This window comes from Verticiella sediminum (assembly GCF_007558815.1).
In the GTDB taxonomy this organism is placed as follows: domain Bacteria; phylum Pseudomonadota; class Gammaproteobacteria; order Burkholderiales; family Burkholderiaceae_B; genus Verticiella; species Verticiella sediminum.
Genome location: NZ_VLTJ01000001.1, coordinates 137,178 through 148,400 on the forward strand (window position 1 = coordinate 137,178; position 11,223 = coordinate 148,400).

Annotated in this window: 10 protein-coding genes; 5 read left to right on the forward strand and 5 right to left on the reverse strand. The window is 67.7% G+C overall.

The annotated features are described in order from the left end of the window. Window positions 1-258 precede the first annotated feature (258 nt). Window positions 259-1,281, reverse strand: coding sequence for a FecR domain-containing protein (locus FOZ76_RS00645; protein ID WP_246129232.1), 1,023 nt, complete (start codon window positions 1,279-1,281; stop codon window positions 259-261). 27 nt (window positions 1,282-1,308) lie between these two features. Then, the gene (locus FOZ76_RS00650; protein ID WP_143946179.1) at window positions 1,309-1,893 is read right to left on the reverse strand and encodes a sigma-70 family RNA polymerase sigma factor; all 585 of its coding nucleotides are present in this window, start codon (window positions 1,891-1,893) and stop codon (window positions 1,309-1,311) included. Between the two features lie 242 nt (window positions 1,894-2,135). On the opposite strand from FOZ76_RS00650, the gene FOZ76_RS00655 reads away from it, so the two are divergent. Then, window positions 2,136-3,026 carry a LysR family transcriptional regulator gene (locus tag FOZ76_RS00655; protein ID WP_211365908.1) on the forward strand — a complete coding sequence of 297 codons (891 nt, stop codon included), beginning with the start codon at window positions 2,136-2,138 and terminating at the stop codon, window positions 3,024-3,026. Between the two features lie 36 nt (window positions 3,027-3,062). Here FOZ76_RS00655 and leuD read toward each other — a convergent pair whose 3' ends face one another. Genes leuD through FOZ76_RS00670 form a run of 3 tightly spaced genes read right to left on the reverse strand, consistent with a single transcriptional unit; the run spans window position 3,063 to window position 5,862 of the window. Next, window positions 3,063-3,695, reverse strand: coding sequence for a 3-isopropylmalate dehydratase small subunit (gene leuD / locus FOZ76_RS00660; protein WP_143946180.1), 633 nt, complete (start codon window positions 3,693-3,695; stop codon window positions 3,063-3,065). Between the two features lie 11 nt (window positions 3,696-3,706). Continuing rightward, complete coding sequence (locus FOZ76_RS00665) at window positions 3,707-5,116, reverse strand: 3-isopropylmalate dehydratase large subunit (protein WP_143946181.1); 1,410 nt, start codon at window positions 5,114-5,116, stop codon at window positions 3,707-3,709. 8 nt (window positions 5,117-5,124) lie between these two features. Then, window positions 5,125-5,862: a GntR family transcriptional regulator gene (locus FOZ76_RS00670; RefSeq protein WP_143946182.1), complete on the reverse strand. Its 738-nt coding sequence runs from the start codon at window positions 5,860-5,862 to the stop codon at window positions 5,125-5,127. A 238-nt stretch (window positions 5,863-6,100) separates the two neighbouring features. Here FOZ76_RS00670 and FOZ76_RS00675 point away from each other — a divergent pair, with 238 nt between their 5' ends. From FOZ76_RS00675 to FOZ76_RS00690, 4 genes are all read left to right on the forward strand, one after another. Next, the gene (locus tag FOZ76_RS00675; RefSeq protein ID WP_143946183.1) at window positions 6,101-7,165 is read left to right on the forward strand and encodes an ABC transporter ATP-binding protein; all 1,065 of its coding nucleotides are present in this window, start codon (window positions 6,101-6,103) and stop codon (window positions 7,163-7,165) included. A 78-nt stretch (window positions 7,166-7,243) separates the two neighbouring features. Then, entirely contained in the window at window positions 7,244-8,227 is a 984-nt protein-coding gene (locus tag FOZ76_RS00680) for an isocitrate lyase/PEP mutase family protein (protein ID WP_143946184.1), read from the forward strand. A gap of 38 nt (window positions 8,228-8,265) precedes the next feature. After that, window positions 8,266-10,176 (forward strand): ABC transporter substrate-binding protein, encoded by a 1,911-nt coding sequence (locus FOZ76_RS00685; protein WP_143946185.1) that lies wholly within the window; start codon window positions 8,266-8,268, stop codon window positions 10,174-10,176. Window positions 10,177-10,184: 8 nt separating this feature from the next. After that, window positions 10,185-11,162 carry an ABC transporter permease gene (locus FOZ76_RS00690; RefSeq protein WP_143946186.1) on the forward strand — a complete coding sequence of 326 codons (978 nt, stop codon included), beginning with the start codon at window positions 10,185-10,187 and terminating at the stop codon, window positions 11,160-11,162. Window positions 11,163-11,223 lie beyond the last annotated feature (61 nt).

Genomic DNA, 11,223 nt, shown 5'->3' on the forward strand with positions numbered 1-11,223 from the left:
AGAGGGACGACGGAACATGGAAAGGGCTCGGACTCGGGCAAAGGGTCGACGAAACGAGGCCGCACCGTGCCAGCCCGCCGGGCCGCTGCCAGAACGCTGAGCGACTGGGCGCGCACCGGGAACGGTTGCGGGCGGGGTGAGACCTCTCACTCCCTTAATCGAACGAGCAGCAAAAAAGATGAACCGCTTTTCTGGAAAATTGGAGCCAGACCCGAGGCGGCGAGGCTCAGGCAGCCGGCACGCAGGCGCCGGGGCGCATCACCGGCCAGTGGCAGCCGGCTCTGCGGGCCCGATGGTGGTCCACCACGGCAGCGGGCGGCGGACCAGGATGGGCAAGACGGTTTCGAGCATGGCCAGCGCCTGGTCGGGGTCGTTGGCCGGGTAGCTGCCGAACACGCGCAGGCCGGCCACCTCGGGCGCCAGGCCCAGGTGGCCCCGGTGATGCCGGCGCAGTTCCTCGACCACCTCGGCCAGCGGGATGTTCCGGGCGATGAGCACGCCGCGCGTCCAGGCTTCGCGCGCGGGGTCGGCCGGCGCCGCGCCGGACACGCCGTCGGCACCGAAGCGCACCTGATGTCCGGCCCCAACGGTCGCGACCGCGCCGGCGAGAGGCTGGACTTCGACCGCTCCGCCGTACACGACGAGCGTGGTGTGGGCATCATCATCCAGGCGCACGGTAAAGCGCGTGCCGAGTGCTCGCAGCCGACCCTGGGCCGTCGCGACACGGAAGGGGCGCTGCAGCGGATCGCTGGCGGTATCGACGAGGATTTCGCCCCGAACCAGGTGCAGCAGGCGCTGACCCGGCTGGTAGTCCTGATCGAAGGCGCTGGCGGCATTGAGCCAGACCCGGGTGCCGTCGGCCAAGGTGATTTCGCGCACCTCGCCCGTGCCAGTGCGATGGTCGGCCATCCACGCGACGGCGATGCCGGCCAGCGGGGTGTGGCGCCACGTGGTCCAGCCGAGCAGGCCTGAGCCGGCCAGCGCAGCGATCCCCCGCAGCACCTGCCGGCGGCGACCCTGGGTGTCGCTCGCCTGCTGGTAGGCGGATGCGGCCAGACGCGGCGCGGCGCTGGCCTTGAGGGGCGCGAAACGACGGTTGAGGTTCTCGACGTAGCCCCAGGCACGCCGGTGCTCGTCCGACGCGCATAGCCAGTCTTCCCAGCGGCGGTGATCGGCGGGCGTGGCCTCGCCGGAAAGCAGCAGGGCAAACCAGTCGGCCGCCTGCTCCAGCACCCGGTGCGAAGGCCCGGATGGAGCCGGCCCTGAAGTAGCAGTGGTCACGATGCGTTTAGCGGGATGCGCGCCGTGTCATCGGGCGCCGGCGCCAACGGGCGCGGCCGCGCAGGGCGCAAGCCCGCCATGCGGCAGCTCGTCCACCGCCTGCCGTGCTTCGAGACACAGGCAGTGGAACGTCGCCTTGGCCACGTATTTGGCCACCATGCGCACGGAGACCCCCAGCGCCTGGGCCACCTCCTGGTACGTCATGCCGCATGCTGCGGCCATGACGAAGGCTTGAGCAGCCTTGGCCGGCAGGCTGCGCAGCAGGCAGTCGATCTCGTACAGCGTCTCGAGCACGATGGCGTGGTGCTCGGCCGAAGGCGCCACGGCCTCGGGCTGGGCCGCGAGCGTGTCGAGCCAGGCTTGCTCGATGCTGCGGCGGCGCCAGAGATCGACACACAGACCATTGGCCATGGCGCGCAGGTAGCTGCGGGCCTCTGGCGCACTGTCGAAGCGGCGCGGTTTGGCGATCAGGCGCAGAAAGGCATCATGCGCCAAGTCCGCCGCATCGGCAGCGTTGCCCAGACGGCGGCCGAGCCACCCCTGTAACCAGCCATGGTGGTCCGTGTACAGCGTAGCGATGGTTGGAGGGGACACGGAGTCCAAGGCATTCACAGCCAGCCCTCAAGCGGCACGACGGCTCGATTCGCGGCGCGCAATAATGTTAATGGGAATCATTATTAATTATGCGTCAATCCGCCAGTCGAGGCAACGGCCGCGCGCAAGCTCCCGCATGCTAGTGAGAATCCGACCCTCCATGAAACCGATCAGCCCGCTGTCCCATGCCGCGCACTGGTACGGACATGCCGGTGCCGCGTTCTCTACAATGCGTGTACCCACTGCCCATGGAGCCCTGCGTGCAACTGGACGATCTCCAGATATTCGTCAGCACCATCGAGCACCGCAGTTTCACCGCCGCGGCCGAGGCCCTGGGCCTGTCCAAGCAGTACGTCAGCCGGCGCATCGGCGCGCTGGAGGACGAACTGGGCGTGCGCCTGCTCAACCGCACCACCCGCCGCCTGCAGGCCACCGACCTCGGCATGGCGCTGTACGAGCGCGCCCAGAGCATACTCGCCGCCGTGCACGAAACCGAGGAGATGCTGTGCAGCCATAGCGCCACCGTGCGCGGCGCACTGCGCGTGAGCGCTCCCGTAACCTTCGGCACGCTGCACCTGGGCCCGCTGGTACCGCGCTTCATGCAGATGCATCCGCACGTCGAAGTCACGCTGGACTTGAGCGACCGCCACATCGACCTGATCGCCGAAGGCTACGACATGGCGCTGCGCGGCGGGATACTCGCCGATTCCAGCCTGGTGGCGCGGCGCCTGGCGCTGGTGTGCATGGAGGTGGTGGCCGCGCCCTCTTACCTCGCACAACGGCCGGCGCCCGGCCACCCGGACGAACTCGGCCAGCACGAATGCCTCTTGTATGGTCAAGGCGGGCCGGTGGAGTGGCTCTTCAAGATCGACGGCAAGCCGGCGCGCGTGGCCGTCAAGGGCCGGCTACATACCAACAATGGCGAGATCGTGCGCGATGCGGCCCTCGCGGGCATGGGCATCGCCTGCCTGCCCGACTTCATCATCGCGCAGGCCGTGGCCGACGGCAGGCTGATACACCTGCTCGAACCCTTCCAGCCGCCCATCGCCGGGGTCCACGCGGTCTACCCCAAGCACCGCCAGCCCTCGCGGGCCGTCCAGGCCTTCACCGATTTCCTGCGCCAGGAGCTGTCGGGGATGAACACGCCTTGATACGCGGCGTGAGTTCGCGCATGCCCACCGTGACGCCTAGCCGCCGGGGGCGACGGCATAGGCCCACGGCCGCGCCCGGCGGTCCCGCGTGCGAAAAGCGTCGATCTCCTTGCGGCGCGACAATGTCAGGCCGATCTCGTCCAGGCCTTCGAGCAGCATGGTGCGCAGCACCGGCGGCGAGGTGAACGGGAACTGCCGGCCGTCGGGCGCCGTCACGCTCTGCGCGCGCAGGTCCACCGTCACCTGCGCGTTGCCTCCGGCGGCCTGCATCTGGCGCGCCAGCTCGCTCACCTGCTCGATGGGCAGTTCCACCGGCAGCAAGCCGTTGCGAAAGCTGTTGTTGAAGAAGATTCCGCCGAACGACGGCGCGATCACGCCGCGAAAGCCCCAATCGCGCAGCGCCTTGGGCGCCGACTCGCGCGACGAGCCGCAGCCGAAGTTGCGATCGGCCAGCAGGAAGACGGACTTGTCCCACGGCGCCCGGTTCAGGATGAATCCGGGGTCCGGACTGCCGTCGGGCAGGTAGCGCTGGTTGGAGAACAGCGCGCGCGCGAAGTCGCCGTCCAGCGCCGAGCGCACCAATTCCTTGCCGGGCGTGATCTGGTCGGTATCGATGTTCACGCGCATCATCGGCACGGCGATGCCGCTCACCTTGACGAAGCTTTCCATGGCGATGCCTTTCAGAAGTGGCGGGGGTCGGTGATGCAGCCCTTGACGGCGGCGGCCGCCACCATGGCCGGACTGGCCAGGTGCGTGCGCGTGCGCGCGCCCTGGCGGCCCTCGAAGTTGCGGTTGGTGGTGCTGATGACGCGCTTGTCGCTGAATTCGCCCCGCCCACCGTTGCCGCACATGCCGCAGCCGGACTCGTGCCATTCGAAGCCGGCATCGAGGAATACGCGATCCAGCCCTTCGGCCTCGGCGTCCTTCTTGACCTGGGTCGAGCCGGGCACGCAGATCGCCGTGACGCCGGGCGCGACCTTGCGCCCGCGCAGCACCCGGGCGGCCTCGCGCAGGTCCGACAGGCGGGCGTTGGTGCACGAGCCGATGTAGGCGCCCTGGATGGCAAGCCCCTCCAGCGGCGTGCCCGGCGCGAGCTGCATGTAGTCGAGGGCGCGATGCATCTGCGCGCGCACGCCCTCCTCGGCCTGCTCCGCCGGGTCGGGCACGCGGCCGTCTATCGGCACGACCTGCATCGGGCTGGTGCCCCAGGTGACCTGCGGCTTGATCCGGGTACAGTCGAGCGTGACTTCGCGATCGAACACGGCGCCCTCGTCGGTGGCCAGGCTGCGCCAATAGGCCGCGGCCCGCTCCCATGCCTCGCCCTTGGGCGAGAACTCGCGGCCCTTCAGGTAGGCGAGCGTGACGTCGTCGGCGGGGATGAAACCGTACTTGGCCGAAAACTCGATCGCCATGTTGCACAGCGTGAGCCGGCCTTCGACCGGCATCTCGCGCACGGCCGAACCGGCGAACTCCACGGCGTAGCCGATGCCGCCGTTGGCGCCTACCTGGCCGATCAGCGCGAGGATCATGTCCTTGGGCAGCACGCCGGACGGCACGGGCCCCTCGAAACGCACGCGCATGGTCTTGGGCCTGGTCTGCGCCAACGTCTGGGTGGCCAGCACGTGCTCGCCCTCGGTGGAGCCTATGCCCCAGGCCAGCGCGCCCACGCCGCCCACGGTACAGGTGTGGCTGTCGCCGCACACCAGGGTCAGGCCGGGCAGGGCCACGCCGCGCTCGGGCGAAACCACATGCACGATGCCCTGGCGCGGGTCGTCCACGTCGAAGAAGGTCAGGCCGTAGCGGTGCGAGAGTTCGCGCGTGGACCGGATCATCGGCGCCCCCTCGCCATTGCGCGTGTCGTTCACGCCCCGTCCGGGCAAGGTACTGACGACGTGATCGATCACCGTGCACACCTGGCCCGGGCTGTCCGGTTCGCGCCCGGAAGCGGCGAGCGCGCGCATCACGGCGCTGCCGCTCAGGTCATGCAGAAAGAGCCGGTCGATCTGCAGCAGCGCGGTGCCCCCGCCAAGCTCGGCGATGACGTGCGTGGACCAGATCTTCTCGAAGGCGGTGCGGGGGGATGCGGTCATGGACGGGCCTAGTTCCTCGCGAGAAAGGCGGTGGCCGCCTCCACGCTGTCAGTGCCGGTGAAAGCCAGCAGACGCGCCTCGCTCTGTTCGCGCAGGCGCCGGATGTGGCGGCGCATCAGCAGCTCGGCCACGTCGGCATCGCGATGCTCGATGGCATCGAGAATGCGTTCGTGCTCGCCCCAGGACTCTCCGCCGCCATAGCGCAGCCAGCCCAACGTCATGCGCCAGAGCTTGAAGAGCTGGAAGAAGTCGTCGTTGAGCATGCGGATGAGCCGCGCATTGTGCGAGCCGCGCACGATGCGGCGATGGAATTCGCTGTGGTGGCCCGGCGGGCGCTCGGGGGAGACGCCCAGCTCGTACTCGGCGCGCAGCTCGCGCAGTTCCTCTTTCGACATGTTCTGCGCGGCCAGCCGCGCAGACAGACCCTCGAGCGACTCGCGAATCAACAGCGCATCCAGGACTTCGCGCGGCTTGTGCTGCACCACGCGTGCACCGTAGTTCGGAGTGCGCTGCACCAGTTGGCGCTCTTCCAGCCTGCGGATGGCTTCGCGCAACGGGCCGCGGCTCACGCCCATGGCGCGCGCGATCACGGGTTCGTTCACTTTGGCGCCCGGCAGTAATACGCCGCTGATGATGTCATCCAGGATCTTCTCGAAGATGCGTTCCACCTCGCGCCCATTGCGGCGGGGAAGGACGTCAGAGTCGGGCAGGGCGAGATCATCGGGGGTGGTGGGTACGGGATTCAAGACGATTCCTGCAAGAGTGGGCGTGCCGCCTCGACTGAAGCATGAGGCGCCATTTTGTCGACACTTTCTCTGAAATCAACGCGAAGGTAAATGAGGGTTAGCCCGACCTTCACTGTAGAGCCGAGAGTCTATGTCGGTATTTTCCCTCAGTTCCGTCAGAATGTGTTGACACAATCCGGGGCATTGTCGAACATGCATCCGCCTGATCCCAAGGTCTCACACGCGATGCGAGGTCCAATTGCCGCACCTCCCTGACTCCCGGATACAGATCGAATTCGACGGCCTGCGCAAGTGGTTTCCCATGCGCCGCACACTGGGCGCGGCGCTCATGGGACGCCCGGCGGGCGTGCTCAAGGCGGTGGACGGCGTGAGCTTCGCGCTGCGCGCCGGCGAGGTACTGGGCATCGCCGGTGAATCCGGCTGCGGCAAGTCGACCACCGGCATGACGGCCATGCAGTTGCTGCGCCCCACGGCCGGCGAGATCCGTTTCGGCGGCGTCACGCTGGGCCCGCATACGCGAGGCGAGGAACTGCGCGCCTTTCGCCGCCGCGCGCAGATCGTGTTCCAGAACCCGTACGAATCGCTCAATCCCCGCCTTACGGTGGCCGACAGCGTGCGCGAGCCGATCGACATCCACTTCAGGCGAGAGCCTGCGTCGGTGCGCGAAGACATGCTGCACCGCGCGATGGAGCGTGCGGGCCTGATGCCGGTGGCGAACTACCTGGACCGCTATCCGCACGAGCTGTCCGGCGGCCAGCTACAGCGCGTGGCGATCGCCCGCGCGGTGGCCATCGAACCCTCCTTCCTGGTCGCCGACGAGCCGGTGTCCATGCTCGACGTCTCCATCCGCGCCGGCGTGCTCAACCTGTTCCGCTATTTCAGCGCCGAAATGCGCATGGCCATCCTGTACATCTCGCATGACCTGTCCACCATGCGCCACGTGTGCCATCGCGTGGCAGTGATGTACCTCGGCCGCATCGTCGAGATCGGCCCGGCCGAACAGGTGCTGGACACGCCCCGTCATCCGTACGCGCGCGCCCTGATGGCCGCCGTGCCGGCGATGGGCGCGCGCACGCGCGAGCGCGTAGAACTCACCGGCGCCGTGCCCAATGCCGCGGCCTTGCCCGGCGGTTGTCGCTTCCATCCCCGCTGTCCACAGGCCATGGCGCATTGCGCCGTGGTCGAGCCCGAGCTGCGCCGCGTCGGCGCGAGCGAGGTGGCCTGTCATCTGTACAACGAGCCTGTCGTGGCGGCGGCTGCGACTGCGGCCGAGGCGGCCCGCGCTCCCGCCGCCGTCCTGTAGTGCCTGCTCCCGTAGTACCTGCTCCTTGTAGTACCTACCCGAGTAGTACCCACATTTCACCGACCTAAGGAATCCGCCATGCGACTGCGTCCCTTGCACAACGACGTCAAACCCAGCACCGCCTTTCGCAAGGCGCTCACCGAAGGTCCTCTGCCCGCGGTCGGCATCTGGGGCGGCACGGCGCACCACGCCCAGCTCGCCGAGGAAGCCGGCTTCGAGCATTTCGGCGTGTCAGGCGCCGCCACCACCACACAGTTGCTCGGCCTGCCCGATGCCGGCCTCATCACGCTGCCCGAACTGGTCGAGAACGTGCGCCGAATCTGCCAGGCGGTCTCGATCCCGGTGGTGGTCGATTGCGACACGGGCTTTGGCAACGCCATCAACGTGATCCGCACCGTCGAGGAGGTGATCCGCGCCGGCGCGGCGGGCCTTTTCATCGAAGACCAGGTCGCGCCCAAGCGCTGCGGCTTCGTCAAGGGCAAGGAGCTCATTCCGATCGAGGAGGCGGTGGGCAAGTACCGCGCCGCCTGCGACACCCGCGACCGGCTCGACAAGGACGTCATCATCATGGCCCGTACCGACGCGCGCGGCGCCATCGGCGGCGGCATGGAAGAGGTCTTCAGACGCGGCCGCGCCTACCTGGACGCGGGAGTCGACGTGCTGTACGTCGAGGCGCTGCAGACCCGCGAGGAAATCCGGCAGGTGCGCGAGGCTTTCCCGGACGCGCTGCTCAAGTGCACCACCCAGGCCATCAAGCCGGGCCTGACCAACGAGGAGGTGCGCGAGCTGCGACTGGTGACCATGGGTCAGCACATCAGCCGCGTCGGCTCGATCGCCATGTACGACTTCCTGCTCGACTATCGCAAGCGCGGCGAGACGGCGGCCAACGAATTCACCGTCGCGCACGAAGGCCACCCGCTGGCCGGCTTCGGCGTGTTCGACCTCACCGGCTTTCCGCAGGTGCATACGCTGGAGCAGCGCTACCTGCCGGAAGATCACATGGAACGCTACGAACACTCCGTAGGCGTCTACGACCCGCGCAAGAACACAAGCAAGGCCTAAGCAAGCGCCGGGCGCAACGAGAGGTGAAGGAGACAAGAATGCAACGAGACCCTGGCGACACCCTGCACGACCGGCGCAACCTGCTCAAGCTGCTGCTGGCCACCGGCGGCGTGGCCGCGCTCAATCCGCTGGAGGTCCTGGCCCAGGCAAGCAAGGCCGCCGCGCCCGCCGGCGCGGGGACGGGCGCTGCAACGTTCCATCTGGCGAACCCGTCCTACGAGCCGGTCTACAGCCAGATGAGCGGCTACTACTTCAACGACCCGGCCTGGGTGAAGGAAACCACGCCGCGCCTGACCTGGCCCAAGGAAGGCGACAAGGTTCCCGAACTCACTGTCATGATCCCCAGCCACCAGACCGACTGGCTGGACGGCTGGCGCAAGTGGGCCAAGGACGCCGAGGCGGTGGGGATCAAGTACAACATCCAGCAGCTCTCGCACGCGCGCTGGCTCAACGAGATCAACGGCCATCGCCACGGCGACATCGAATGCCATCCCTCGGTGCTGCGCCCCGAGCGCGTCGACCCGGCGGAATGGCTGGTCTCGCGCGCCTACGGCAGGGACCGGCGCAACTACGGTGAGTGGGTGAACGAGCAGTACGACGAACTCATCGACAGGCAGACCATCGAGGCCGACCCCGCCAAGCGCCTGCAGTACGTGCGCGAGGCGCAGTCGGTACTCGCCGAAGACCTGTACTGTATGCAGTTCGGCTGGGGGCCGGCGATCATCGAGGCCTACAACGCTGCGCGCTGGGAGGAGTTCGTCAAGACCACCGGCTTTGGCATCGCCAACTTCAACGCCCACCATGGTTTCCTGAAGGCCCGGCCCAAGGACGGCAACCCCAACGTGCTGAAGGTCGGCATGGTCTCGCTGCTGGAAACCACCAACATTCTCGCGGCCTCGAACAACATGCGCTCGATCGGCCGCCTGGTGTACGACCGGCTGGCCTACTTCGACGAGAACCTGAACACCATCCCGTGGGCCGTGGAATCCTGGAACCGCATCGATGAGCGCACCTGGGACATCAAGCTGCGCCCCGGCATGAAGTTCCACGATGGCCAGCCCGTGACCGCCGAAGACCTGAAGTTCACCTTCGACTTCCTGATGAAGTACGAGCGCGGCATCTTCTGGACCGCCAACCAGTTCCTGGAAAGCGTGGAGATCGTCGATGCCGGCAACGGCGTGCTGCGCACCCGGTTCAAGGAACCCTACGGCCAGTTCGAGAGCTACTTCCTGCAGCTCAACGTCATCCTGCCCAGGCACATCTGGCAGAACATCATGGCCGAGCAGGGCGTGGGCGACAACCCCCGCCAGTTGCGCATCGACAAGCCCATCGGTTCCGGCCCCTATCGCATGGGCCGCCACCGCAAGGACACCGAGCTGCAACTGGTAGCGATCAAGGACCACTTCTGCAAGCCGGGGCCCGACGAAATCATCGCCGTGGTCGCCCCCTCGCTGGACGGCCTCATGGGCCGGCTCGAAGGCGAGGACATCGACGTCATCGAATCCAGCTCGGTGAGCCTGTCGCCCAGCCAGGCCGAGCAGCTCTCGCGCCAGTCACACGTCAAGGTCGAGCGGACCAAGGATGTGAACTGGTATCACGGGGTGGTGCGCGCGTCCTGGCTGCCGTGGCGCGACATCGAGTTCCGGCGCGCCTGGATGCACACCATCGACCGCGAATTCCTGATCAACGTGCCCTGGGAGGGCGCGGGGCGCGTGCCCACGGCCAATACCTTCCTGGTCGAGGGCAACCCCTGGCACAACCCGGATCTTCCCGCCCCGCCGGCGTTCGACCTGGACAAGGCGCGCGAAGTGCTGCGCGCGGCCGGCTACACCTGGGCCGCCGACGGACGCCTGGTGTTCCCGCCGCCTACCGACGAGGCCTGGCGCAAGCGCGTGAACGACGTCAGCAAGCCCGGCTATACGTGGGGCGGGCTGAAGATGCTGGGCTGAGGTGCAGCATGTCCGGTGGATTCAATCGCTATCTGCTGCGGCGGGTCCTGCTGCTGGTGTTCGTGCTGTGGTGCATCCTGACCATCATGTTCTGGCTGTTCCACTTCATGCCCGGCGACCCCACGGCGATGTTCGTCGACGCCAACCTGTCGCCCGCCCTGATCGAGCGCCAACGCGAGCTGTGGGGGCTGGCCGACCCGGTGTGGATACAGTACCTGCGCTACCTGCGCAACATGGTGCTGTTCGACTTCGGCACCTCGTTCTTCCAGATCGCCCCGGTGTCGGAGATCATGGCCGAAAAGGTGGTCAACACCTGTCTCATGGTGGTGCCCAGCCTGATCATCGCCGTCGTGCTCGGCACGCTGATCGGGGCGGTGGCGGGCTGGCGGCGCGGCGGCCTGTTCGAACGGGCGGCGGTGGGCGGCTCGCTGTTCCTGCATTCGGCCCCGTCGTTCTTCGTCGGCATCCTGGCGCTGATGGTGTTTTCCTACCAGCTACGCTGGCTGCCGCCTGGCGGCATGGTGTCGCTGGGCGGCCCGAGCACTGCCTGGGGCATGCTGTTTTCCGGCGACTTCTGGGTGCACCTGCTGCTGCCGTGCGCCGTGCTGGTCAGCCGCGAGATCACCGGGCCCATCCTGCTGCTGCGCACCTCCATGCTGGAAGTCAAGGGCAGCGACTTTCTCGACATCCTGCGCGCCAAAGGCTTGCCCGAGCGGCGCATCGTGGTGCACGCCACGCGCAACGCCCTGCTGCCTCTGGTGACCTACGTCGCAGTGATGACCGCCGCCCTGTTCCAGGGCCAGGTGCTGCTGGAGATCATCTTCGCCTGGCCCGGCATCGGGCGCGAGCTGGTGCAGGCGCTGCACGACCTGGATTATCCCGTCGCGCAGGCCGCGCTGTACCTGATGGCGCTGGTGACGCTACTGCTCAACCTCATGGCCGACCTGCTGTACGGCCTCATCGACCCGCGGGTGACCTATGACTGACGTACGCACCGGGCTGCCCGTCACTGCACTGGGCACGGCCGCGCCGGGGTACCCCGGCGCG

What these genes read in the sequence shown, in the direction of transcription:
- leuD (WP_143946180.1), bottom strand. Translation starts at nt 3,695, where the DNA reads ATGGAAAGCTTCGTCAAGGTGAGCGGCATCGCCGTGCCGATGATGCGC.
- FOZ76_RS00665 (WP_143946181.1), bottom strand. Translation starts at nt 5,116, where the DNA reads ATGACCGCATCCCCCCGCACCGCCTTCGAGAAGATCTGGTCCACGCAC.
- FOZ76_RS00680 (WP_143946184.1), top strand. Translation starts at nt 7,244, where the DNA reads ATGCGACTGCGTCCCTTGCACAACGACGTCAAACCCAGCACCGCCTTT.
- FOZ76_RS00685 (WP_143946185.1), top strand. Translation starts at nt 8,266, where the DNA reads ATGCAACGAGACCCTGGCGACACCCTGCACGACCGGCGCAACCTGCTC.
- FOZ76_RS00690 (WP_143946186.1), top strand. Translation starts at nt 10,185, where the DNA reads ATGTCCGGTGGATTCAATCGCTATCTGCTGCGGCGGGTCCTGCTGCTG.